Source organism: Streptosporangium canum (assembly GCF_900113865.1).
In the GTDB taxonomy this organism is placed as follows: Bacteria; Actinomycetota; Actinomycetes; order Streptosporangiales; family Streptosporangiaceae; genus Streptosporangium; species Streptosporangium canum.
The window spans coordinates 55,266-80,106 of sequence record NZ_FOQY01000019.1; the positions used below are offsets into that span (position 1 = coordinate 55,266).

Annotated in this window: 19 protein-coding genes; 11 read left to right on the forward strand and 8 right to left on the reverse strand. The window is 73.8% G+C overall.

Going from position 1 to position 24,841, the window contains the following annotated elements; all coding sequences use genetic code 11:
• Positions 1–10 precede the first annotated feature (10 nt).
• Together BM085_RS25600 and BM085_RS25605 are read right to left on the reverse strand one after the other, a co-directional pair.
• Positions 11–682, reverse strand: a complete 672-nt coding sequence (locus BM085_RS25600) for a response regulator (protein WP_093889456.1) — start codon at positions 680–682, stop codon at positions 11–13.
• Positions 679–2,262, reverse strand: coding sequence for a sensor histidine kinase (locus tag BM085_RS25605; RefSeq protein ID WP_093889542.1), 1,584 nt, complete (start codon positions 2,260–2,262; stop codon positions 679–681). The genes BM085_RS25600 and BM085_RS25605 overlap by 4 nt, the downstream gene beginning before the upstream one ends.
• Positions 2,263–2,400: 138 nt before the next feature.
• On the opposite strand from BM085_RS25605, the gene BM085_RS25610 reads away from it, so the two are divergent.
• Complete coding sequence (locus tag BM085_RS25610) at positions 2,401–3,699, forward strand: cation:dicarboxylate symporter family transporter (RefSeq protein ID WP_245789695.1); 1,299 nt, start codon at positions 2,401–2,403, stop codon at positions 3,697–3,699.
• A 100-nt stretch (positions 3,700–3,799) separates the two neighbouring features.
• The gene (locus BM085_RS25615) at positions 3,800–4,168 is read left to right on the forward strand and encodes a DUF2203 domain-containing protein (protein ID WP_093889458.1); all 369 of its coding nucleotides are present in this window, start codon (positions 3,800–3,802) and stop codon (positions 4,166–4,168) included.
• A gap of 3 nt (positions 4,169–4,171) precedes the next feature.
• On the opposite strand, the gene BM085_RS25620 is transcribed toward BM085_RS25615, so the two are convergent.
• A complete protein-coding gene (locus BM085_RS25620) occupies positions 4,172–4,582 on the reverse strand; it encodes an organic hydroperoxide resistance protein (protein ID WP_093889459.1) in 411 nt (136 codons plus the stop codon).
• An 84-nt stretch (positions 4,583–4,666) separates the two neighbouring features.
• On the opposite strand from BM085_RS25620, the gene BM085_RS25625 reads away from it, so the two are divergent.
• Entirely contained in the window at positions 4,667–5,092 is a 426-nt protein-coding gene (locus BM085_RS25625; protein ID WP_093889543.1) for a MarR family winged helix-turn-helix transcriptional regulator, read from the forward strand.
• The gene (locus BM085_RS25630) at positions 5,089–5,451 is read left to right on the forward strand and encodes an MmcQ/YjbR family DNA-binding protein (protein ID WP_012890534.1); all 363 of its coding nucleotides are present in this window, start codon (positions 5,089–5,091) and stop codon (positions 5,449–5,451) included. Before BM085_RS25625 ends, BM085_RS25630 begins: the two co-directional genes overlap by 4 nt.
• Before the next feature lie 108 nt (positions 5,452–5,559).
• Here BM085_RS25630 and BM085_RS25635 read toward each other — a convergent pair whose 3' ends face one another.
• The 3 genes from BM085_RS25635 to BM085_RS25645 form a co-directional block, all read right to left on the reverse strand.
• Positions 5,560–6,114 (reverse strand): carboxymuconolactone decarboxylase family protein, encoded by a 555-nt coding sequence (locus BM085_RS25635; RefSeq protein WP_093889460.1) that lies wholly within the window; start codon positions 6,112–6,114, stop codon positions 5,560–5,562.
• Between the two features lie 296 nt (positions 6,115–6,410).
• Positions 6,411–7,571: a cation:proton antiporter gene (locus BM085_RS25640; protein ID WP_093889461.1), complete on the reverse strand. Its 1,161-nt coding sequence runs from the start codon at positions 7,569–7,571 to the stop codon at positions 6,411–6,413.
• 8 nt (positions 7,572–7,579) lie between these two features.
• Positions 7,580–8,086, reverse strand: coding sequence for a cation:proton antiporter regulatory subunit (locus BM085_RS25645; RefSeq protein WP_425443278.1), 507 nt, complete (start codon positions 8,084–8,086; stop codon positions 7,580–7,582).
• Positions 8,087–8,386: 300 nt separating this feature from the next.
• Here BM085_RS25645 and BM085_RS25650 point away from each other — a divergent pair, with 300 nt between their 5' ends.
• From BM085_RS25650 to BM085_RS25680, 7 genes are all read left to right on the forward strand, one after another.
• Positions 8,387–9,262, forward strand: a complete 876-nt coding sequence (locus tag BM085_RS25650; RefSeq protein ID WP_093889462.1) for a DUF4132 domain-containing protein — start codon at positions 8,387–8,389, stop codon at positions 9,260–9,262.
• A complete protein-coding gene (locus BM085_RS46890; RefSeq protein WP_281249867.1) occupies positions 9,259–14,169 on the forward strand; it encodes a DNA-binding protein in 4,911 nt (1,636 codons plus the stop codon). Before BM085_RS25650 ends, BM085_RS46890 begins: the two co-directional genes overlap by 4 nt.
• Positions 14,170–14,345: 176 nt before the next feature.
• On the forward strand, positions 14,346–15,524 hold the full coding sequence (locus BM085_RS25660; RefSeq protein WP_093889464.1) for an AAA family ATPase: 1,179 nt from the start codon (positions 14,346–14,348) through the stop codon (positions 15,522–15,524).
• On the forward strand, positions 15,521–19,540 hold the full coding sequence (locus BM085_RS25665; protein ID WP_218158821.1) for a vWA domain-containing protein: 4,020 nt from the start codon (positions 15,521–15,523) through the stop codon (positions 19,538–19,540). The genes BM085_RS25660 and BM085_RS25665 overlap by 4 nt, the downstream gene beginning before the upstream one ends.
• Positions 19,537–21,486 carry an SWIM zinc finger family protein gene (locus BM085_RS25670; protein WP_093889465.1) on the forward strand — a complete coding sequence of 650 codons (1,950 nt, stop codon included), beginning with the start codon at positions 19,537–19,539 and terminating at the stop codon, positions 21,484–21,486. Before BM085_RS25665 ends, BM085_RS25670 begins: the two co-directional genes overlap by 4 nt.
• A gap of 128 nt (positions 21,487–21,614) precedes the next feature.
• The gene (locus tag BM085_RS25675) at positions 21,615–22,775 is read left to right on the forward strand and encodes a saccharopine dehydrogenase family protein (RefSeq protein WP_093889466.1); all 1,161 of its coding nucleotides are present in this window, start codon (positions 21,615–21,617) and stop codon (positions 22,773–22,775) included.
• 261 nt (positions 22,776–23,036) lie between these two features.
• Entirely contained in the window at positions 23,037–23,840 is an 804-nt protein-coding gene (locus tag BM085_RS25680) for an SAM-dependent methyltransferase (protein WP_093889467.1), read from the forward strand.
• 24 nt (positions 23,841–23,864) lie between these two features.
• Here BM085_RS25680 and BM085_RS25685 read toward each other — a convergent pair whose 3' ends face one another.
• Both BM085_RS25685 and BM085_RS25690 read right to left on the reverse strand, forming a co-directional pair.
• Positions 23,865–24,227, reverse strand: a complete 363-nt coding sequence (locus BM085_RS25685; RefSeq protein ID WP_093889468.1) for a hypothetical protein — start codon at positions 24,225–24,227, stop codon at positions 23,865–23,867.
• 1 nt (position 24,228) lies between these two features.
• Entirely contained in the window at positions 24,229–24,579 is a 351-nt protein-coding gene (locus BM085_RS25690; protein ID WP_093889469.1) for a hypothetical protein, read from the reverse strand.
• Between the last annotated feature and the right edge of the window lie 262 nt (positions 24,580–24,841).

A 24,841-nucleotide genomic window follows, 5' to 3' on the forward strand; every position in this document is an offset into this window, starting at 1 on the left:
ACATCGGAATTCAAACGATTCGATAGAGCAGCTCGGGCCGCCCGACCCCGCCGTACCGCGGGACCCGGCGCGCGACGCCGCTGTCCGTCAAGTGTTCCAGGTAGCGGCGGGCGGTCACCCGCGAGATGCCGATCGCGGTGCCGGCCGCCTGCGCCGACACGCCTTGCGGGGCCTTGCGCAGCTCGGCCAGCACGGCGTCGAGGGTGACCGAGGTCATCCCCTTCGGCAGCGGGCTGTGCCCCGGGCCCCGCAGGGCGGCCAGCGCGCGGTCCACCTCGCTCTGGCCGCCGACCTCGCCCGAGCCCTCCACCGACGACCGGAACCGCGCGTAGCGCGTGAGCTTCTCGCTGAGCGAGGCGAACGTGAAGGGCTTGAGCAGGTACTGCGCCACGCCGACGGAGACCGCGGACCGGACCACCGACAGGTCGCGCGCCGAGGTGACCGCGATGACGTCGGACAGGACGCCCGCCGCCCGCAGGGCCCGGCACACCTCCAGCCCGTGCATGTCGGGCAGGTAGAGGTCGAGCAGGATCAGGTCCACCGGGCGGCGCCGTACGAAACGCAGCGCCTCCCCGCCGGACCTGGCCACCCCCTCCACCCGGAAACCGGGCACCCGTTCCACGTAGCGGCGGTTCGCCTCGGCGGTGATCTCCTCGTCCTCGACGACCAGCACCGAGATCATGGAACCTCCCTCCCCCGCAGCGGCAGCCGTACGGTGAACACCGCTCCCTGGCCGCCGCCGACATCGATCGCGCCACCCAGGCGGCGCACCGCCTGCCCCACCATGGCCAGCCCGAGCCCGCGGCCGTCGCCCTTGGTGGTCCAGCCCCGCCGGAAGGCCTCCCTCGCGGTGACGGCGTCCATCCCCGGGCCGCTGTCGGCCACGCTGAGCAGGAAGGTCGTCTCGTCGGCGCGCAGACGGACGTCCACCCGCGCGGGCGGGACGCCCGACATGGCCGCCTCGACCGCGTTGTCTATCAGGTTGCCGAGAATCGTCACCAGGTCCCGGTCGTCCAGGCCGATGTCGCCGAGCTCGGTGTCCGGGCTGATCACCAGCTCCACGCCGCGCTCGGCGGCCTCCGCGCTCTTGCCCAGCAGCAGCGCCGCGAGCACCGGCTCGCGCACCGCGCCCACCACCCGGTCGGTGAGCTGCTGCGCGGCCCTCAGCTCGGCGGTCGCGAAGGCCACCGCCTGCTCGGCGCGGCCCAGCTCGACCAGGGTGACGACGGTGTGCAGCCGGTTGGCCGACTCATGCGCGGCGGCGCGCAGGGAGTCGGCGAAGCCGCGTTCGGCGTCGAGCTGCCCGGTCAGGGACTGCAGCTCGGTATGGTCGCGCAGGGTGACCACCGTGCCGAGCGAGCGGTTGCCGGAGCGGACCACGGCGACGTTCACCACGAGCGTCCGCTCGCCGGTCAGGTGGATCTCGTCGCTCCGGTTCTCCCCGGCCACCAGCAGCTCGGTGAGGGAGGCGGGCAGGCCCAGCTCGGTGACGTGCCGCCCGTCCGCCTCGCCGCGCAGGCCGAGGAGCTCCCGGGCGCCGTCGTTGCACAGCGTCAGCCCGCCCGCGTCGTCGACCAGCAGCAGCCCCTCCCGTACGGCGTGCAGGATCGCGTCGTGGTACTCGTACATCCGGCTGAGTTCGGCGGGGCCCATCCCGCGGGTCTGGCGGCGCAGCCGGCTGCCGACCAGATAGGTGCCCGCGCCACCGGTGGACAGGCCGAGCAGGCCGATGAACACCGCGCCGGTGATCTGCCCACGGAGCCTGACGCCGATCCTCTCGACCGTGATACCCGCGCTGACCAGGGCCCGCACCTTCCCGGCGGCGTCGCGCACCGGGGCGACGGCGCGCACCGAGGAGCCGAGGGTGCCGGTGTAGGTCTCGGTGAAGGTCCGGCCCTCCAGGGCGGGCGCGGTAGTACCGAGGAACCGGCGGCCGATCTGGGCCGGGTTGGGATGGGTGTAGCGGAGCCCGCCGGTGCTCATGATCGTGACGAAGTCCACCCCGGTCTCCCACCGGACCCGTTCGGCGTACGGCTGGAGCGCGGCGGAGTCGCCGAGGGAGGCCAGGACCGAGGGGGAGTCGGCCACGCTGACGGTCACCGCCCTGGCCTTCCCCGCGGCCTCCTCCACGAGCAGGTCGCGGGCCTGGAGGAAGGCCAGCGCCGCGCCTCCCGCCACGGTGACCCCGACGACGACGATCTGCAGCGCCAGCATCTGCCGGGCCAGGCTCCAGCGGCGCACCCGTCCCGGGAGCTCCCTCATGTCCACGACCAAAATGTACGCAACAGTGACTTGGGTCACACGGCGGACGCATAGTCGCTCGACCAGAGTTTTCCTCTAGATCGACAAGATCGCGAGTCCACTATGTCCCGAGATCGCACTCATTATCTGTATATAGCGGTGATCATTGCGGTGATCGCCGGGATCACCGTCGGGCTCGTGGCCCCCGAACTCGGCAAGGAGCTGAAACCGCTGGGCACGGCCTTCGTCGCGCTGATCAAGATGATGATCAGCCCGATCATCTTCTGCACCATCGTGCTCGGCGTCGGATCGGTCACCCAGGCCGCCAAGGTCGGCCGGGTCGGCGGCCTGGCGCTCGGCTACTTCCTCGTCATGTCGACCGTCGCCCTGGGCATCGGCCTGGCCGTGGGCAACCTGATCGACCCCGGCCAGGGCCTCCAGCTCACCGACGAGCTCCGCAGGAGCGCCGAGGCCGAGGCGGCCAAGGGCGGCGAGAGCGACACGGTCACGTTCCTGCTCGGGATGATCCCGACCACGCTGGTGTCGGCCTTCACCGAGGGCCAGGTGCTGCAGACCCTGCTGGTGGCCCTGCTCGCCGGATTCGCCCTGCAGGCCATGGGGACGCGAGGAGTGCCCGTCCTCGCCGGTATCGGGCACATCCAGCGGCTCGTCTTCCGCATCCTCGCCATGATCATGTGGGCCGCCCCGGTCGGCGCCTTCGGCGCGATGGCCGCGGTCGTCGGCGCCACCGGCGTGGACGCGCTCACGAGCCTCGGCGTCATCATGCTCGCCTTCTACGTGACCTGCCTGGTGTTCGTGCTGGGCGTGCTGGGGCCGATGCTCTGGCTGGTCGCCCGGGTCAACCTGCTGTCCCTGCTGCGCTACCTCGGCCGGGAGTTCCTGCTCATCCTGGGCACCTCGTCCTCGGAGTCGGCCCTGCCACGGCTGATCGCCAAGATGGAGCATCTCGGCGTGAGCCGTCCCGTCGTCGGCATCACCGTGCCGACCGGCTACTCCTTCAACCTCGACGGCACCGCCATCTACCTGACGATGGCCACCCTGTTCGTCGCGAGCGCCACCGGCGCCCCGCTCTCGCTCGGCGAGCAGGTCTCCCTGCTGGTCTTCATGATCATTGCTTCCAAGGGGGCCGCCGGGGTCACCGGCGCGGGCCTGGCCACCCTCGCCGGGGGCCTGCAGTCCCACCGTCCCGACCTGGTCGACGGCGTCGGCCTGATCGTCGGCATCGACCGCTTCATGTCCGAGGCGCGGGCGCTGACCAACTTCGCCGGCAACGCGGTCGCCACCGTCCTGGTCGGCACCTGGACCGGTGAGTTCGACCGGGAACGCGCGGCCGAGGTGCTGGCCGGGCGCGTCCCGTTCGACGAGACCACCCCGCTGGACGAGGACCCGCCCGCCCCGCCGGCCGAACGCGCCGATCCGGAGATGTCGCCGGTGTAGCCGGTGCGGCCGGTGCGGCCGGTCGGCGGGGACGGCCGCCGGGTCGCGCGGGCGATGAGGGCGGCGGCCGGATGCGCCGGTGAGGCGCTAACGTTCAGGGGTGGACAGGATCTTCACCGTCGAGCAGGCGCGGGCGCTGATGCCGGCGCTGCTGGAGCGGGCCGACGAATTCGTGAGCCTCCGCGGAGACCTCGCCGAGCTCGCGCGGGACCTCCGCGAGCACGGGGTCTCGGAGTCCGGCGGCCTGCCGGAGGCGAAGGCCTTCGAGGCGCGGCTGGATGAGATCCTCGGCTGGTTCGAGGCGCACGGCATCGAGATCAAGGGGGTCGCGCCCCTGCTGGTGGACTTCCCCTCGGTGTTCGACGGGGTGCCCGTCCGGCTGTGCTGGCTCGAAGGGGATCGCGACCTGGCCTGGTATCACCGCGAGGACCTCGGCTTCGCCGGTCGCCGCCCTCTCCGCCGGGCGTGATCCCTACTCGATCACCAGGGTGACCGGGACGTTGCCCCGGGTGGCGTTGGAGTAGGGGCAGACCTGGTGGGTGGCCTCCACCAGGGCGGTGCCGCTCTCGCCCCGCAGCTCCTCGGGGAGCTCGACCCGCAGCGTCACGGTCAGCCCGAAGGCCTGGCCGTCGGGCACGAGGCCGACCTCCGCGGTCACGGCGGCGTCGGAGACGTCGAGCTTCATCCGCCTGCCGACGAGCTGGAGCGCGCCGGCGAAACAGGCCGCGTAGCCCGCCGCGAACAGCTGCTCGGGGTTGGTGCCCTCGCCGGAGCCGCCGAGCTCCTTCGGCGGCGCGAGCGTCACGTCGAGGCGGTTGTCCGAGCTCACCGCCCGCCCTTCGCGCCCGGAGGCGGTGGCGACGGCCGTGTACAGCGTGCTCATGGAGTCTCCTTTTTGGTTGCTGGCAACTTGATTGTGCACAACTGAGTTGATGGCGGTCAAGTTGGTAGACTGACCGTCGTGAAGATGCTGCTGGAGAACCAGCTCTGCTTCGACGTGCACGCCGCGTCGCGGGCGCTGGACGGTGTCTACCGCAAGGAGCTGCGCGAGCTCGACCTGACCTATCCGCAGTACCTGGCGATGATGGTGCTCTGGGAGCGCCAGCCGGTCACGGTCAAGGAGCTCGGCGTGGCCCTGCGCCTCGACTCGGGCACGCTGTCGCCGCTGCTCAAGAGGTTGGAGGCGGCGGGGCTGGTGCGCAGGGAGCGCAGCGCCGCCGACGAGCGCTCCGTGCTGGTACGGCTCACGCCCGAGGGTGCCGGGCTGAGGCGGCGGGCCCTGGAGGTGCCCGCCAGGATCTTCGAGGCCACCGGTCTCGATCCCGCCGAGGCGATCGAGCTGCAGGGCACCCTGCGCCGCCTCACCGCCGCCCTCGACGAGGCGTCCCGGTGATCACGGGCGACGACGTCCGCCGCGTGGCCATGGCGCTGCCGCGGACCGAGGAGAGGATCGTCAGGGACCGGGTGACGTTCCGGGTGGGCAGGATCGTCTACGCCGCGATCTCGCCCGACGAGACCTCCATGGGCTTCGCCTTCCCCAAGGAGGAGAGGGCGGCGCTCATCGCGGCCGAACCGGGGAAGTTCCACCTGCCCCGGCCTTCCGACGAGCGCTACAACTGGGTGCGGGTGTGGCTGGGCGCGATCGACGGGCCCGAGGCGCGGGAGCTCGTCGAGGAGGCATGGCGGATGGTCGTGCCCAGAAGGGTCGCGGCCGCCCACTTCGGCGAGCCCGGGGTCACGACGTCCCGCTGAGATAGACCTCCTTGGCCGGCTCGGTCACCTGAGCGGCGGGTCTTCCGGCCGGCCATGCCGGGCGAAGGCCTGGACGCTGTGGCGGGCGGATTCCCCGGCGGCCGGTCCTCAGCCGCCGGGGGCGGCCGCGGCGGGCAGATACCCCCCGATCACCATGCGTTCGGCGATCGACTCGTAGACGGCGGGGTCTTCCGGGGTCAGCGCGGCCAGGCCGTCGACGTAGCGGTTGAACATGCAGAACGCGGCCGCGATCAGCACGGTGTCGTGGATCTCCACGTCCGTGGCCCCGGCCTTCCTGGCGGTCGTGATGTGGTCGGGGGTGACTTCGAGGCCGCCGCGCTGGACGGCCCCGGCGATGTCCAGCAGCGTCTTCATCTTCTCCGTGACGGGGGCGCCGTCCGGGTCGTCGGTGACCTGGCGGACCAGGTCCATGCCGCCGGGGAGCTGCGCGGCGGCGAACGCGGCGTGCGAGCGGGTGCAGAACCCGCAGTCGTTCAGCGAGGACACATAGGTCGCGATCAGCTCGCGTTCGCCCCGGGACAGGGAGTGCTCACCGCACAGCAGCACCTCGGCGAGCTGCGCCATGGGCAGGGCGGTCTGCGGCCGGTAGTGGAACAGCCCTCCGATTCCAGGCGCGTCGGTGGGCAGGTCGATGTGCGGCATGGGCCCTCCTGTTGATCGGCTCAAACGCAGCGTGGGCGACAGGACCCCGTCCGGTCAATCCCCCCATAAATCCAACTAAACATGTAGGAATTTCGGGTTTTGGTGTTATCGTCGGGATATGTCGGCAGCTTTTCTCCCTCTCGCCGTCGCACTCGACGGCGCCGCCCGGGTCCGCTCTTACGAGCCGCTCGCCGCGGAGTGGGTCGGCGGCTGAGAGCGCGACCGGCGATCGGGGACCCCGCATCCGGCGCGCGCTCCGCTGGGGTGGACGCGCGCCGGACACGGCCGCCAGGCGCTCAGGCGCGCTTGGCGATGGCGGTGATGAGGGGCTGGACCAGCCGCGCGGCCAGCGGGCCGAACGCGGCGAGGATGAGCACGTACGCGGCGGCCAGCGGGCCGAGGTCGGGATGGACCCCGGCGGCCACCGCGAGCCCGGCGATCACGATGTTGAACTCGCCGCGGGGGATGAGCGCGATGCCCGCCCGCGCCTGTCCGGCCTTGGCGATCCCCGCCCGGCGGGCGGCGTAGGCGCCGGTGAGCAGCTTGGTGATCATGCTGACCAGGGCGAGCAGCGCGGCCAGCCCGGCGACCGGAAGGATCTTGCTGGGGTCGGTCTGCAGGCCGAAGAAGACGAAGAAGACCGCGGCGAACAGATCCCGGAGCGGGCTCAGCAACGCCTGGGCGTCCTCGGCCAGCTCTCCGGAGACCGCGATGCCGACGAGGAAGGCCCCGACGGCGGCGGAGACCTGGAGCTGCTGGGCGACTCCGGCGACCAGCATCGCGAGCCCGACCACCTTCAGTAGCAGCACCTCCGAGTTGGGGCTGGAGATGAACGCCTCGATGAAGCGGCCGTAGCGGAGCGCGACCAGCAGCACCACGCTGACGGTGCCCAGCGCGATCCCCACGGTGATCGCGCCGCCGACGAAGCTCACTCCGGCCAGCATGGCGGTGAGGATCGGCAGGTAGACCGCCATGGTCAGGTCCTCGAAGACCAGCAGGGACAGCACCACCGGGGTCTCCCGGTTGCCGATCCAGCCCAGATCGGACAGGACCTTGGCGGTGATGCCCGAGGAGGTGGCGTAGGTGACGCCGGCCATGGCCACCGCGGCCACCGGGCCCCAGCCGAGCAGCAGCGCCGCGATCGCACCGGGCGCCGCGTTGAGCACCAGGTCGACGACCCCGGCACGGGCGTTGCCCTTCAAGCTCGTCACGAGCTCGTCGGCGTTGTACTCCAGGCCGAGGGTGAGCAGCAGCAGGATGACGCCGATCTCGGCTCCGACCGAGATGAACTCCTCGCTGGTGGCCAGAGGCAGGATGCCGCCCTGCCCGAAGGCCAGGCCCGCGAGGAGGTAGAGGGGAATGGGGGAGATGCCGACGCGCATGGCGAGGGCACCGAGGATGCCGAGCCCGAGGAGGACGGCACCGAGTTCCAGGATCAGAGTTGCCGTGTCGTGCACCCGCTGCCCTAACCGTTGGTCAGGATGTCGGCGACGGTGGCGGTACTCTCCGGGCTGCCCACCACGACGACCACGTCGTCGCCGGCGAGCACGAAGCCGGGGCCGGGGCTGGCGAAGACCTGCCCGGCACGGACCACGGCCACGATGGAGGCGCCGGTGCGGGTGCGCACACGCGCGTCACCCATCGGCCGTCCGTCGTAGGAGGTGCCGGGCAGGATGGGAAGCTGGAGGCTGACCAGGCCCTCCACCTCGCGGTGCAGGGCGTTGAGACGCTGCACGATACGCGGCGCGCCGAGCAGCTCGCAGAGCGCGTCGGCCTCCTCGTCGTTCAGCATGACGGTCTCGCACGCGCGATCGGGGTCGGTTGGGTCGTATATCACTAAGTCACGGCGGCCCGTCCGGTGGGAGACGATCCCGATCCGTCGGCCTGAACGAGTGGTGAACTCGTGCCGTAGTCCGATTCCGGGCAGTGCCGTCTGCTCGACCTCCACCGTGACCTTCCTCCGTTTGTGCATGTAGCGGCTGTTTACCCGAACCTACCAATCAATGACATAAGGGGAGGATCTCCGGGGTGACATGTACTGCTGACTGGCTTTGCGGGTTACCCGGCCGGCGAGCGGAAGCCCGCCCGTGGTCGGCGGGCGCCGCCGTCCCTCGCCTCCGATCGGGCCGTGCGGCGGGTCCCCCGGCCGTGGAGCGACGGGCGCGTGATCGCGTTTGTCGGTCAGGGTCGCTAGCGTTCCGCGCATCACATCGGCAGGTGCTGTGAACCCCCGCAGAATGTGACAGATCATGGACGGCGAAAGGTGAAACCGTTGGGTTGGCTGGCGGTGGGCGACGCGTACGAAGTCGCCCTCATAGAGGGCCGGATCACGGCCAGAGCCACCTCGGGCAGGGCGGCGGGGCGGCAGCTGAAGTCGCTGCCCAAGGCGTTGCGAGAGCATCCCGAGGTGGACCGGCTGCGCCGTTTCGCCGAATGGCTGGACCGGCACGCCGCCGCGTGCGTGGCACAGGTGGACATGTGGATGGTGTCGTCCCTGCCCGTTCCGACCGGGCTGCTGGCCCGCGTGTGGCCGGACGAGGCGTGGCAGTCGGCCCTGCGGGACCTGGCCGTGGTCGGCGACGACCCGGACGAGGTCGGCTTCCTGCGGGACGCCACCGACTCCGGAGAGCTGCGGGTGGTGAACCTGGACGGCGAGACCGTCCGGCTGTCGCCGCGGACGGTGACCCTGCCGCATCCCGTGCTGCTGCCCGAATTGGACGACCTCAGGGAGTTCGCCGCGGAGCTGGGCGTGGTGCAGAAGGTCGAGCAGATCCACCGGGCCACCTGGCACAGGCCCGCGGACCTCGCCGAGCGCGGGGAGAAGGCGACCGACGTGACGGAGTTCGCCGGGGGCAAGTACGCCTCCCGGTTCGGCCTGGCGGCCCGGGCCACCTCGCTCGGCTACCGGGTGTCCGGAGGTTACGCCACGTGCCGGGTCCGCGATGCCGGGCGGATCGCGGAGGCGGCCGTGTGGATCGGCGAGCCGTACTGGGACGGCCAGACGACGACGGGCGGTCTCACCTGGCACGACCAGGACGGCCGGTCGCTCCCGCTGCGCGAGGTCGGCCCGGTGGCCTGGTCGGAGGGTATGCGGATGGCCGCGGCGCTGTACGCCGGCCGGCAGGTGGAAGAGGGGAAGGACACGTGAGCGGGGACATGTCGCCGGTGGAGGCCAAGGCCACGGAACTGCTGAAGGCCGGGGCGGTGCTGCCCCCGGACACCGAGGGGGCCGGTGACCGGGCGGTGCCGCTGACGGCCCGGCGCTACCGTCACCCCGGGCTGGACGGCCGGGTGGTCGTACGGCTGGTCGCCGGGGAGCTCGGCGCGGCCGAGGACCTGGCGGCGGGCTTCCTGGGCCTGGAGCCGGACGGGGAGCCCGCCGTCGTCGGGCTGGGGGCGCGACGCTCCCTCGGCTTCCCGGAATGGGTGCTGGTGCACCACCCCGAGGACGGACATCACGCGCTCGCCGTCGTGCCCGAGCTGGAGCGTACGGCCCGGCAGGCGAAGTCCAAGCCGAAGGCCGCGCTGGACGCCTACCAGCAGCTCGCCGGTCAGCTGGCCGCGTCCGTCCCGCACTTCCTGCCCACGTTCTACGAGCAGGCCGGCCGGGTGTTCCTGACGGTGGAGAACACCACCTACGCCGCGCAGATGTTCGCCCACGCGCGCAAGGCCGAGGCGGAGCACGGCCTCGCGGTGGACGAGGACCGGCTCGACGCGGTGTTCCTGGAGTTCGCGCTCGCGGGGGCGCTGCCGGTCAAGGTGCTCTCCGGATACGCCAAGGAGCTGGCCGGCCGGCTGCCTGCGGACGAGGCGCTGCGCCGGTTCACGCGGCTGTGCGTACGGCGTACCGCGGGAGGGCTGCCGCCGTCGGCGCAGATGGCGAACGATCTGCGGAGGCTCGCCAGAGCCGCCGGCGCGGACGCGGACGGGGAGGAGCAGGCGTACCTGGCCGAGCTGCTCGGCCTGCCGGCCACCCAGCGGGCCGCCGTGGGCTGGTGGAAGGCCCACCACCAGGCGATCGCGTCGCTGGGCCGGCGGGAGCCCGAGGTCCGCGGGACGCTGCTGAACAGCATGCCGCAGGTCATGGACGGCGAGCTGGCGGGCCTGTGGCTGGAGGTCCTTGAGGAGTCCGGCGCCGCCGCCGGCCTGGCCGGCGGCGAGGTGCCCGAGCGGGAGCGGCCCGCCGACGGCACCGCGGGCTGGTTCGACAGGTTCCTGCGGGCCCGGAACCGCGCCGTAGGGATCCCACCCCGCCTGCCCGGTCTGTACGCGCTGGTGGAGCGGGTGGCCGACCGGCTGCGGGCCGAGCTCGCCGAGCCGGACCGGAAGGCGCCGACGGCCGAGTACGACGTCGACCTGCTGGACCTGCTGCTCGCCCTGGACATCCCGGTGGCCGACCCCGACGAGCGCCGGTCGCTGCACCTGGTGCCCTGGGCGAAGGGCGAAGACCGGCGCGACCTGCTCGCCCTGGCCGCCGACCCCCGCTTCCGGCCCGCCTTCCAGCGCGGGGCCGACGGGTTCGGCGACAACGAGCACGGACGGCGGGCCATCCGCGTCCTGGCCGAATCCCCCGGCGGGCGGCCGATGCTCGCCGAGTGGATGCGGAAGGTGGCCCTGCGGTCGTCGGCCGCCGGACTGCCGGAGCTGCCCGACGCCATGCGGCGGCTGTCCTGGCTGCCGGGCGAGGCGCTGCTCCTGGCCGAGGAGGAGGTGCGCCAGGCCGCCGGGGCGGACGTCGCGCTGGTGCTCGCCCGGACGCTCCGGGCCGGGCTCTTCGACGAACTGGGCTGGCCGGCCTGGGAGGAGGCGGCCGAAAGCCTCGTGCCGAGGAAGGACGTCGACGACCTCGTCGTCGCCGACGCCTGGCCGCACCTGATCGTCGCGGGATCCTCGCAGGTCCGGGTCCTCGGCGCCGAGGGCACCGTGCTCACCCACGACCTGCGCGTCCCGGCCGGCGACACCTGGGGCGACGACCACGGCTTCCACTACGTGGACGGCGAGCTGCTCGTCTACTGGCACTCCCGGCAGCTCGGCAGCGAGCTGCGCGGATACTGGCACACCTCGGCCGACCGGATCCATCTGCTGGAGGGGGACGGCAGCACCCGCGGCACGCGCCTGAACTGGTACCGAGGCGACGACCCGGCCACCCTGCCGCTGCCCGGCGGCGGGCGGACGACCGGCTGGGGGGTGCTGCACCCCGGAGACACGGCCGTGCCCGCCGAACGGTCGGTGATCACCGACGGCACCTCGTTCTGGGTGTGGACCTGGGACGGCTCGGACCACGAGAGCACCGGATGGTACGAATACCACCCGCTCAGCGGGGAGCGGGGCAGGAAGGGCATGCCCGGCTTCCTCGCCGACGCGCTCCGCACCGCCCCGGCGGGCAGCGCGTTCCAGGCGGGCTGGCTGCTGCCCGCCCCTTCGGACGAGGCCACCCCCGTCGGCACCCCGGTGGGCGGCCTGTTCGGCTGGCGGGTGGTGCGGCTGCCCGACGGATCGATGCGCGGTGAGGACCTCGCCGGCCGCGCCGTCACCGTGGGAGCCGACTCCGGAGCCCCGCTGCGCGCCCTGACGTTCCCCGGCGACGACCGGCCCCGGGCCGTCGTGAAGAACGGGGGCTACCAGGTCAATCTGGTCGACCAGGACGGCGTCGTTACGGCTGTGGCCAAGACGGACGACGTCCCCGGCCCCTTCGCCGCGGGCACGCTCATCCTGCCGCCGCCGCGCTACTGGCACTGCCTCCAGCCGAGGGATCCGGAGGGCTCCGCGCTGCTGCGCCGCATGGACCGGGACACCTCGGCGGCCCTGCTGGAAGCGGTCGACGCCGGAGGCGAGACCGGAGAGGAGGAGTCGCGGGCGCGGATCCGGGCCCTGCTGCCGCAGGTGAGCCATGACGCGCTGGTGACCGGCATCACCGGGGTCGTGCGCTTCGCCGCCGCCCGGCAGGCCGAGCTCCACGCCGTCGCGGCCCGGCTCTCCGAGGCGCTCGCCGGTGGCCACCGGGAGGAGTCGCCCACCGGCCCGGTGGACCGGCTGCTCGGCCAGGCGCTCAGCGGCCTCGGCGGTTCCGCCACCCACTCATGGTACGGCCAGGACCTGGACGGCGCCTTCCGGCAGATCCGGTCGATCGGGCAGGCGCTGGCGGCCGACGCCCCGGAGACGGCCCCGGCCCGCCTCCACCTCGACCTGCCGGAGTCGCCGCCCGCGTCCCTGCACTGGGACCCCCTGCTCGACCACTCCGCCGCCCTGGCGTTCCGGGCCGCAGCGGTGGCGATCGAGGAGGAACACCGCGCCGCGCTGCACGCGCTCCTGCGCGAACTGCGCGATCTCGGGCTGCCCACCGCGGCCGCCCCCTCCCGGTGGCGCCGGATGTCGCTGCACCTCGACAGGGACCACCTGCCCATGGTCGACGGCAACCTGCGTCCCGGCACCTGGCTCGGGGTGCTGCCGCTGGGCGACGGCGCGCTCCTCGCCTTCGTGAACCGGTCGTCCCCGGACGACTCCGGCTGCGTGTGGACGGCGCTGTTCCACGACCCGGCCGGCCGCTTCGACGTCCCTCGCCCCTACACCGTCCGGTCCTCGTCCCCCGTCGGCGAGGACCGGCGGGCGGGCTGGCTCGACGCGTTCCTCACCGAGCTGGCCGAGCGGGGCCCGGCGCCCTGGCGGCCCGAGGCCGCGGAGGAGTTCGCCCGGCTCACCGGCGTCTCCCCGACGACCGCCCGGCTGGTCGTGGCCGGCCTGCCGTACGTGGACGCCTACGAGCGGACCTTCCTGTCCAAGGAGGCGCGGGCCATGCTCGGGGTGAAGGTCGCCGACGCCGCCGTCGCGAAGGACGAGCTGCGCAAGGTGAGCGACCACGCCCGGCGCGCGGTCGTCGCGGCGCTCCTGCCCGAGGACCCCGCCCGGCTCTGGACGGACGGCCCGGACGCGGCCGGCGCGGCGCGGGTGTGGAACAGCGAGGTGGGGCGGCAGGTGGCGATCCCCGAATGGCTGCTCGGTGAGGCGGCCCGCGCGGTGAAGGCGGGAGGGAACGCGGGCTGGGCACTGCGCGCCCTCGCCGACCCGGCCGCCGAGCCGGAGCTGAGCCGGGATCTGGTCTGGGAGGTCAACGGCGACCGGGTCAGACCCGTCGACGGGCAGGCCACCGGATTCACCGCGAGCACGCTCGTCACGGTCGTCGCCACAGCGGGCTGGCTCGCCCACCGGCTCCCCGCCGGAGACCCGATCCGCGCCACCCTGCCGAAGGCGCTGGCCATGGTCCGCGACCGGCTGGCCGGTCCGGACCTGATGCTCGACCTCGGCCGCTACGTCGACCTGCCCGGGTTCCGCAAGGCCGCCGGAGCCCCGACCGAGATCGGCGAGGGCTACGAGAGATACGGCGCCGTCATCATGGCCACCTACGACACCCGCCCGGCGCCGGGCATCCGTACGGCCCTGCTGGACACGGCCGGAGACGATCCCTACCTGCGTGCCCTGGTCGGTTCCGAGGGATCGTTCCCGGCCGAGGTGGCGCTGCGTACCGCCTGTGACCCGCGGTTCGAGGCGCTCCTGGCCGATCCGGGCGACCCCGTGGAGGGGGAGCGGGACGCGGACGGCACGTGGTGGCCGCAGGATCCCACCCGGTCGGCGCCCGAACTGGTCGTCGAAGCGGCGAAGGAGCACGGCCTCGGCGAGGACGCCGCGGCCCTCTACCTGACGCTGCTGGCCATGCCGGATCCGACCGACCGCAACGTCGCCCGGTGGACGGGCTGGAAGCCCGCCCGCCTCAAGGAGGCGCGCGCCGAGCTGGCCGCCACCGGCCTCGTCGTCGAAGCCAACCGGGCGCGGGCCGGGCGCTCGCTGTTCCTGCCCGGCGGCTGGACGGAGCTGAAGGCGCCGTGCCTCCCGCTGGAGCAGTGGAAACTCCCCCTGTTCGACCTGATCGGGAGCCGGAGCACACCGCTCGTGCCGATCCAGCCCGCCGCCGACCTGTACCGCAGGGCCTGGCAGCGGGTCCGGGACGGCGACGCCCCCCGGTTCGAGGAGCTCAGGGTCAGGCGCGGCAGGCGCCGCTGAACCCGGGCGGCGGGGCGGGTGCGATCCCGGACCCGTCCGGCGGTCGCACCCGCGCCGCCGGACCGGACCGGGCCCTCACCGCGCCGCCGCGCGAGGCAGACACCCGGCACCGGCCGGACCGCCCGTCACGGGCGGCACTTCACAGATCATCATCCAGAGCACAAGGACTTCCCCTTATGACCATGACCGACGACCAGGTGACGGTCCCTCCGGCCCGGCAGGTGCTCGCGGCCGAGGAACGGTACGCCACCGAACTCGCCTTCCTGGCCGCCCACGACGCCGGCCCCCGCCCACCGGGCTGGGCGCTGACGCCACGCGCGGTGGTGACCTTCGTCTGCGGCAGCGGCGACGAGACGCTGGAACTGCCGAAGAACCGGCGCGGGACGGCCGGCGACGGCACTCCGGCCCGGCTGAGGGTGGCGGCCAAGTTCGTCGGCGAACGCGCCCTGGTCGAACGGTGCGTGGTGACCCTCGCGGGAGAGCGCGGCCTGCTGCTGGTCGGCGAGCCCGGCACCGCCAAGTCGATGCTGTCGGAGCTGCTGGCCGCCGCCGTGTGCGGAACCAGCGCGCTCACCGTGCAGGGCACCGCCGGAACGACCGAGGACGCCTTCCGCTACGGCTGGAACTACGCACTGCTGCTCGCCCAGGGCCCGAGCCGGACCGCACTGGTCGACTCCCCGGTGCTCACGGCCATGCGCGCGGGGCGCGTCGCCCGGATCGAGGAGATCACCCGCTGCCTGCCCGAGGTGCAGGACGCCCTGGTGTCGATCCTGTCCGACAGGCGGCTCAGCGTGCCGGAGCTCGCCGGCACCGCCGACGCCCAGGTGGCGGCAACCCCCGGCTTCAGTGTGATCGCCACAGCCAACCTGCGCGACCGCGGTGTCTCGGAGATGTCGGCCGCGCTGAAGCGGCGGTTCAACTTCGAGACCGTCGACCCCATCGCGGACGCCGAGGCGGAGACCTCCCTGGTGCGCCGTCAGGCCACCTCGGTCGTGCAGCGGGCGGGGGCCGCCTTCGGCGTGGACGACGCCGTGCTCGACGCGCTGGTCACGGTCTTCCGCGACCTGCGCTCCGGCCGCTCGGACGAGGGCTGGGACGTGGAGCGTCCCGGCACGGTGATGTCCACCGCCGAGGCGGTGCAGGTCGCCGCCTCACTGGGGGTCGCCGCGGCCTACCTGCCGGGCGGTGACGTCCTCGACCTGTTGCCGGGACACCTGCTCGGCGTCGTCCGCAAGGACGACCAGGCCGACCACGGGCGGCTGCTCGGCTACTGGGACGGCCCGGTGCGACGTCGCGCCGAGGACGGCTCCGCGATGTGGCGCCGGCTCTGGGACCTGCGGGAGAACCTCCGTTGAGCTGCCACAGCGAACCGGAGACGGGCCAGGACGTACGGCGGTCCGCCCCCGACGGCCGGGACGCCGATCCCCGGCGGGCGGTCGCCGCGCTGGCCGCCTCCGCCCGGCCGTACCTGCTGGGAGTGCGCCACCACAGTCCCGCGCTGGCCGTGGTCGTGCCCGCGCTGCTGGAGGCCGCCGGCACCGAGGTGGTCTGCGTCGAGCTGCCGGTGGACTTCCAGCCGTGGCTGGCGCACCTGGCCGACCCGGAGACCCTCGCGCCGGTCGCCCTCGCCGGGACCGACGGGGAGGGGAGGCTCGGTTTCTACCCTTTCGCCGACTTCTCCCCGGAGCTGGTGGCGATCCGCTGGGCCCGGGAGCGCGGAGCGGAGGTGATCTGTTGTGACCTCCCGCTGTCCGACCCCGGCTGGCACGCGCCCGGCACGGCGCAGGAGTCCGTCACGGGGCACGCGCCCGGCACGGCGCAGGAGGCCGGCTCCGGCACGGGGCATGCGTCCGACACGGCGTACGCGTCCGGCTCCGGCACGGCGCAGGAGACCGGCGCGGTACGGCCCCCCGGCCCGGCTGGGCCGGCAGGTACGGGCCCGGATACGGACGTGGACGCGGTTCCGGCAGGTGCGGCCTCGCGGGGAACGTCCTTCGCCGCCGCGCTGGCCGCCTCGGGCACCGGCCGCGAGGGAGACGACATGTGGGACCGGGCCGTGGAGGTCCTCGCTCCCGGATGCGAACCCGAAGCGGTGCGCCGTGCCGCCCTCGGTGTCGGCTGGGCACTGCGCCGGGACGCCGAGGCCGCGGGCGGCGTGCCGGCCAGGGACATGGCGCGCGAGGCGCACATGCGCCGTGTCCTGGCGGACGCCGCGGCCGGCGGCCGTCGCGTCGCGGCGGTGGTCGGCGCCTTCCACGCTCCAGCGCTGATCATTCCCGACACCGCGGAGCCGGCGCGGGCCGGCATGGACGGCGCCGCCGCGTCGCCTGGTACGGCAGGCGGCCACGCGACATCCGGGCGACCGGCCACGGACGGCGCGGTCGCCTCCCCCCCGGCCGCCCCGTCTCCGGCCGCCCCGTCCGCACGCGCCGGCTCGCCGGCCGCCACCTCGCTCGTCCCCTACGCCTTCGACCTGCTCGACTCGCGATCCGGTTACCCGGCGGGGATCCGCGACCCCCGCTGGCAGCAGACGGTGTTCACGGCCGCCGGCGACCCGGACCGCGTCAGGGACGGCGCCGCCCGCGCGATCACCGGTCTGTGCCGGGAGCTCCGCTCCGCCGGGCACACCGCGGGCACCGGGGAGGCCGTCGAGACGCTGCGGCTCGCCTGCGATCTGGCGCGGCTGCGCGGCCTGCCCTCGCCGGGACGGGGCGAGCTGCTGGAAGCGGTGACGACCGTACTCGGCCAGGGCGAGCCCCTGGGCCGGGGGCGGGCCCTCGCCCGAGCCCTCGACGCGGTGTTCGTCGGCGCCGACCGTGGCCGGATCGCGCCCGGCACGCCACGTTCGGGACTCGGCCCCGCCGTCGAGGCAGATCTCGCCGCGCTCCGGCTCCCGTGCCCGGACAACCCCGAACGGCGTGAAGTACGCCTGGACCCGCTCCGTTCCGATCTGGACGCGCGCCGGGAGGTCGCGCTGCAACGCCTGCTGCTCTGCGGCGTCGGCTACGGCGAACCGGTCGAGGTGACCGGGACGGGTGACTCCACCGCGCTCACCACCAGGTGGCGGCTCTCCTGGACTCCCGCGGTCCCGGCACTGCTCGACCTGGCGGGCGTCCGCGGTGTCACCCTCGCCCAGGCCGCGGCCGGCACGCTGCGCGAGACCTTCCGCCGCGAGTCCGCCGAAGGGGGGCTCACCTGCGGCCTGATCCTCAGCGGCCTGCGCGCCGCGGCCCGCTGCGACCTGCCGGAACTGGTCGCCGACCGCCTCGCCGACGCAGCCGTCGCGCTCCCCGCCACCGCCACGCTCGCCGAACTGCTCGACGCTCTCGACCTGCTTGAGGCACTGCGCCGCGAACACCTTCCCGGCACCACGCCGGAGGGCCGCGAGCAGGCCGCCGAGCTGGCCGGCACCCTGCTGGAAGCCGCGGTCCGCGCGCTGCCGGGCCTGGCCGGCAGCGACCAGCCACAGGACGCGGTCGCCCTGGTCGCCCTCGCCGCCCGGGCCGGTGAGGAGCGCCTCGGCCTGCGGATGGACGACACCCTGGCCGCGCTCGCGCGCACCGCTTCCCCCCTCATCCAGGGCGCGGCCCTGGCCGCCCGGGTCCTGCTCGACCTCGACGGCCCCGGCACTCTCGGAGCCCGGGCCGCCGGATGGGTCGGCGCCGCCACCGGCCCGGACGGCCGCCACCGCCTGAGCCGCCTGCTGACCGGCGTGCTCACGGCCGCCGGACCGCTGCTCCAGTCGGCGCCGGCGGCCCTCGACCCGCTCATGGACCGCGTCGACGGCCTCGCCGACCGGGAGTTCCTCGACCGGCTGCCGGCGCTGCGCGGGGGGTTCGACACCCTCACCCCCGCCGGCCGTACCCGGCTGCTGGGAGCCGTGTCCGAGCGTCTCGGAGACAGGCTCGACCTGGCGCTGAGCGCTCCGCCCGGGCTGCTCGCCCTGTGGCACGCCGCCGACTCCGCCGGGCTGGCCGCGCTGCGCGCGCTCCGGCTCCCCGTCTCCGTTCCCGCCCTGGTCGGCGCGTCATCCGACGCGCCGGAGCCACCCGTGCCGGACCGCCGGGCCGCACGGGACAGCGAGGAGGCGGAGGGCCCGCAGGCGTCGGCGCGGCCGGAGACGGGCGTGATGACGGAGGGTACGCCGACGCCACCGGAGACGGACGTGGTGACGGAGAGTACGCGGACGCCGACGCCGCCGGAGACGGGCGTGGTGACCGAGCCGGATCACGGCGCCCGGCGGAGGTTCACGCCGGCCGACCGGTGGCGGCTGCTGCTCGGCAGGGAGCCAGAGCGGCTCCCGGCGGGCGCCCGCTCCTACGCGCGCGCGTTGGACGAGCTGTACGGGACGGGCCGGGGTGAAGGCGCGGACCACTTCGGGCAGGGCTCCGGGGAAGGGGGCGACTCCGGCGGACGGGGAGACTCCTTCCCCACCGCTCGCGAGTGGGCCGAGGAGCTGGAGGTCCTTTTCGGGACCGAGGTGCGCGAGGAGGTGCTGGCCCGGGCCGCCGACGCCGGACGGACCGACGTGCTCACCGAACTCGATCCGGCCGCGGTGCGGCCATCCGTCGAGCTGCTGACCTCCGTGCTGACCCTGGCGGGAGGCCTGCCCGAGCAGCGGCTCGCCAAGCTCCGGCCACTCGTGCGCCGTCTGGTCGCCGAGCTCACCCGGGAGCTCGCGACCCGGCTGCGGCCCGCCCTGAGCGGGCTGGCGACGCCGCGTCCGACGCGCCGTCCGGGCGGCCGGCTCGACCTGCCGCGCACCCTGCGGGCCAACCTGCCGTACACGCGTCGCATGGGCGACGGCCGGCTCGTGGTCGTCCCGGAGCGGCCGGTGTTCAGCACCCGCGCCCGCCGGGAGGCCGACTGGCGGCTGATCCTCGTGGTCGACGTGTCCGGCTCGATGGAGGCCTCGGTGGTCTGGTCCGCGTTGACCGCCGCGGTGCTGGCGGGCGTGCCGACGCTCTCCACCCACTTCCTGTCGTTCTCCACAGAGGTGATCGACCTGACGGACCGGGTTACCGACCCGCTCTCCCTGCTGCTCGAGGTGCGGGTCGGCGGTGGAACGCACATCGCCGCGGGGCTCGCCCACGCCCGCTCGCTGGTCACCGTGCCGAGCCGTACGCTCGTCGTGGTCGTCAGCGACTTCGAGGAGGGCTACCCGATCGGAGGCCTGCTCGGCGAGGTCCGCTCCCTGGCCGGGTCCGGTGTCCACCTGATGGGGTGCGCCGCCCTGGACGACAGCGGCGTTCCCCGCTACTCGCTCCCCGTCGCCCAGCAGCTCGTCGCGGCCGGCATGCCCGTCGCCGCCCTCAGCCCGCTCGCCCTCGCCCGATGGGTGGGCGACCGCCTCCGCGGAGAGTCCCGGTGAATTCCCCCACATCAACCGTCCCCCCGGCCGGACAGCTCCCGCCGGCGGCACCGCACGTGGTCGCCGCCGCCGTCGAGGGTCTCACCTCCAGGCTCCGCAAGAAGCTGGACGCGGCGATCGAGCAGTATGCCGCCACGCCCGCCGTCGCCGATGGCGGGAACATCCGGATCAGCTGTGGCGAGGACGCGGTGGTCACCCTCTCGCCGGGGGCGTCCGGCGCGATCGCCGACGACGGCCAGGCGTGCTGCAGCTGCCTCCTGGCGCCACGCTGCCTGCATCGCGCGGCCGTGCTCAGCGCCTGCCCGGTGGCCGACGCCGACGCCGGTACGGACGCCGGCGCCGGCGCGGCCGGCACGACCACGGGACCCACTGCCGCGCAGGTGGCGGCGGCCTCGGGCCTGTGGGCCGCCGCCGCCGCGACGCTGTCGGCCGGGGTGCCCGCGGCCGGCGCGGTGCCCCAGGCGGAGCTGCTCAGGGCCGCTCACACCGCGCGTCTGGCCGGGCTGCCCAGGGCCGAGGCCGCCGCCCTGCGCGTCGTCCGCGGCCTGCGGGCGGCGCGTGACCGCCACGACGGCCACCGCCTCGCCGACCTGGTGGCCGCCCTGCGCGAGCTCCTGCTCGTCGCGGGCAGGCTGGCGGCGGCCGACCCCGACCCGGCGCTGGTCGGCAGCGTCCGCCGGAGCTACCAGCCCGGCGGGAGCCTGCGTGTCCACGGCGTCTTCCGGGAGCCGGTGATCAGCGGCACCGGCTACGGAGGTGTGGTCACCCATCTCGTCACGGAGGACGGCCGCTGGTTCTCGGTGGCCGACGTCAAGCCGGGCGGGCCGGCCCGCGCCCGTGGCGCCGCCACCGCGCCCGTCGCCATCGGCCCGGCCATGCTGAACCACGCGCAGCTGGCGCGGTCGGGACTGCTGATCGCCGGCGCGACGATCTCGCCGGACGGCCGTCTGGGCGCGGGCGGCGGCGTGCGCGCCACCCCGATCGACGGCATGTCGTGGACGGCGGGACCGCTGGCCGCCCTGTTCGCCCGACCGCTGGCGGAGGCGGTCGGCGCGCGGCTCTCCGGGCAGGTCTGGAACGAGTCGGAAGCCGCGGAGCGAGCCAACGAGCCGGTCGGGTGCGATCTGATGATCGTCGGCGCCGCGGGTGATCACGTACTCGCCCGTGAGCTGCTGCCCGCCGGAGTGCCGTCGGAGAGATCCGAGTCGGAAGACGACGGCCCTGCGCGGCGGCCGTCGCCCGCCGGAGCGCCATCGGAGGGATCCGATCCGGCGGACGACGATCCGGCGCGGCGTCCGCCGCCGGTCGTGCGGCCTGACGGCCCGCTGATCCGGCTCATTCCGGCCGCCTCCCATCCGGACCTGGCCCACGTCGCCAACCTGCGGCAGCTCGCGTCCCGGCCCGGCACCCTCGTACGGGTGGTCGGCAGGCTGGATCCCGACCGGGCGGCCACCCTGCGCCCGCTCGCGATCGGGCCGGTGCCCGGGGCCGAGGCGACGCTGCGTCTTCCCGCCGGATGGCAGGGCCGTGCCGACCTCGGGTACGACCGCCTGCAGGGCTCTCATCTCCCGCCGCACGACGCCTGTGCGCCGTGGCAGGCGGCCTCCGAGGCGGACGTGGACCCGGTGGCCGGCGCCCCTCTGTGGCGGGTCCGCCGGCTGGTCGAGCTGGCCGTCGCCGGAGGACGGCGGGCGGTCGCCGAACACGCGCGCGGCGGTGACTCCCATGCCCAAGGGGCCCCGCTGCGCCGGGCGGGGTTCGAGGCCGCCGCCGAACTGGCCGCCGCGCTCACCGCCGAGGCCGACCGCCGGAGCCGCGACGTGTTCGGACGGTCGACGGATTCCGGTCCCGACGGGTACGCCTGGGCATGGCTGGCGGCCGCGATCCACCTCGCCGCCGCGGACCAGGCACTGGTCCAGGCGTCCTGGAACGCCGGCCGGGTTTGAGGGCCGGCTTAGCGAGCCCCGCCGGGATCCTCTTCCCGGCGGGGCGGGGATGATCACGGCGAGGTGATCAGAACCACATTCGGTCTGTACGGCTTGCACCCGGCCCTTCCAGGAGAGAGTCTCAGCCCATGCCTGACGACCGTCCGTACGACATCGTGCTCTTCGGCGCCACCGGGTTCACCGGCGCGCTGAGCGCGCAGTATCTCGCGCGCAACGCCGCTCCCGGCTGCCGCTGGGCACTGGCGGGTCGCAGCCGGGCCAAGCTCGAAGCGGTCAGGGAGCGCATCGGCCTGCCCGAGCTGCCGCTGCTCCACGCCGATGTGACGGATCCGGCCTCCCTGGCGCGGATCGCCGGGCAGGCCAGGGTCGTCGCCACCACCGTGGGCCCCTACGTCGCCTACGGCGAGCCGCTCGTGGCCGCCTGCGCCGCCGCGGGCACCCACTACGCCGACATCACCGGCGAGCCGGAGTTCGTCGACCTCATGTTCGCCCGGCACCATGAGAGGGCCCGGCAGAGCGGGGCGAAGATCGTGCACGCCTGCGGGTTCGACTCCGTCCCGCACGATCTCGGCGCCTACTTCACCGTCAACCGGCTCCCCGAAGGGGTGCCGATCGAGGTGAGCGGGTTCATCCGGGGGAACGGCAGGCCCTCGGGCGGCACCGTCCACTCCGCCCTCGCGGCGGTCTCCCGGGCCCGGCAGACCGCTCGGGCCGCGCTCGCCCGGCGCGAGGTCGAAGTACGGCCCACCGGCCGGCGGGCGCGTGGCACCGCCGGAACGCCCCGGTACGTGGGGGGCTGGGCCCTGCCGCTGCCCACGATCGACCCGCAGATCGTGGCGCGCTCGGCCCGCGCGCTGGAGCGCTACGGCCCCGACTTCACCTACCGCCACCACATCGCCGTCAGGCGGCTGCCCGCCGCGCTGGGGCTCGCGGCCGGTGCCGGCGCCCTCGTCGCGCTCGCCCAGATCCCCCCGGTCCGCTCCTGGCTGCTCGGCCGGATCTCGCCCGGCGACGGACCCACCCCCGAGCAGCGGGCCGGGAGCTGGTTCAAGGTCACCTTCCTCGGCCGGGGCGGCGGCGAGCGCGTCGTCACCGAGGTCGCGGGCGGCGACCCCGGCTACGACGAGACCGCCAAGATGCTCGCCGAGTCGGCGCTCTGCCTCGCCTTCGACGACCTGCCGCCGGTCTCCGGCCAGGTCACCACGGCCGTGGCGATGGGAGACGCGCTGATCGAGCGGCTCCGGCGGGCGGGCATCACCTTCACCGTGCTGAGCCGCTCGCCGAAGTAGGCCCGCACGCGGGCTCGTACGGCGGCGGCGTCCCTGCCCACCCGTCCGCCCGTCCGCCCGTTCGCTTGCCCGCCTGCGTGTCTGTCCGTCCGCCCGCCTGCTCGAAGTCCGGGGCCGGGGTGTCCGCGCTCGTCCGCCTCACGGTGCCATCCGTACAGATTCGGAAAGTCGCCCTCCGTTCATGGGCACAAGACGGATCTCGCGGGCTTCTCAGCACTTATGATCATTTCAATCATCCCGGGACAGTGAGGAAGGACTCCTGTGGCGGACAAGCCGAATGAGCGGAACGCCGGCATCGACACGACCCGGCCCAGCATCGCCAGGGCCTACGACGTCGTCCTCAACGGCAAGGACAACTTCGAGGTCGACCGCGCCTTCGTCGCCGAGATCGTGAAGGTCATCCCCGAGATCTACGACGTGGCGGCCTACAACCGGCAGATCCTCGGCCGGGGGGTGCGCTTCCTGTCCGGCCAGGGCGTCACCCAGTTCGTCGACCTCGGCTCGGGGCTGCCGACGGAGGAGAACACCCACCAGGTCGCGCAGCGCGCCAACCCGGAGTCGCGGGTCGTCTACGTCGACAACGACCCGATGGTGCTGGCCCACGGCCGGGCGCTGCTCGCGGAGAACGACCGCACGGCGGTCATCACCTCCGACCTGCGCGACACCGAGGCCATCCTCTCCGACCCGGCTTTCAAGAGCCTCATCGACCTCGGCCGCCCGGTGGCCGTGATGCTGGTCGGCATCCTGCACCACCTGCACGACGACGAGGACCCCCGGGCGATCGTCGAGGCCTACATGGCGGCGGTCCCGTCGGGCAGCTACCTGTTCATCACCCACTTCTGCGCCTCCACCCAGGAGTCGCGCGACGCCGAGCAGAAGTATCTCGCGCTGCTGGGCACCGGCCGGTTCCGGACGCCGGAGGAGATCACCGCCTTCTTCGACGGCTTCGAGCTCCTCGAACCGGGTGTCGTCCCCCTGCCCCTGTGGCGGCCCGAGGGACCCGTCCCCGGGAGGCTCACGGTGGGCCAGCAGCTCATGTACGGCGGGATCGCCTACAAGCGATAACCCCGGTTCATGGAGCTCGAACCGTCAGGATGACCGCGGAACCGGGCTGAGGCGCTCGGCGAGGACACGCACCTCATCATGGAGAGTGCGCAGCTCACCGACTGTCGGGTTGAATCCGTAGCCGTGGTAGTGGCAGGCGGCGCTGAGCGCGGCCCACGCTCCTGAGGCACGTCTGGCGGTGGCCTCATCGGCATACTCCGCCAGGCAGAGCACCTGCGTCCGCACGCGACATCGCTCCACTCCCGGCTGGGTGTGACGCCAGAAGTCGCACACGCATGCCTCCAGCGCCTGCCGGAGCAGGAACGCGGTCGTCCGCGTCCACGGCCCCGAGCCCTCGGAGCGGAGAACCGTGTCGGCGTCGTCGAGCAGACGCGTGTAGGTCGGCATGTCAGTTCACCTCGCGCAGATGCCTGGCCAGCTTGGTCACGTACTCGATCGGGTCCTTTCCGGTGCCGCGGAAAGCGGCCTCGAAGGCTCCCTGGGTGTGGGCACCCCTGTTGCAGGCCCGGAACACGTCCCCGGCCCACCCGCCGACGTTGTCGTTGAGCCAGCCGACCACCTCGTTCGACTCGACACCAAGGGCCACGGCGGCGATGGCCGACGACCGGCGCGCCTCGGAGATGCGCCGTTCGACCGCGTCGTGGTCGGCGTCGGCGGTCAGCAGCCGTCGCCGGGCCATCTCGACGAAGGCGCTCTCCAGCGCCACCCGGCACAGACCGGGCAGGACGGCGGGCGCCACGCCGGCCGGGAGCCGCGGGTCGCCCAGGACGCTTGGAGGTCTCGCCGGGCGACCTGTGCCGGGGCGAGGGGCGGCCCGGAGGCGATGCGCCGGAGCCTCGGGTGCCGTGTCGCTCCTGATGGCCCCTGTTGTCGGGGTGGCTCGGGAATCTCGTTTCCGGCGATCCCGATGTCGCGTAAGAACCTTGTTTCCCGTGTCTCCGTGAGAGCAGCGCTCTGCGAATAACATCGGAGCGGACGAAGATCAAGTCTTGCGAGCATTG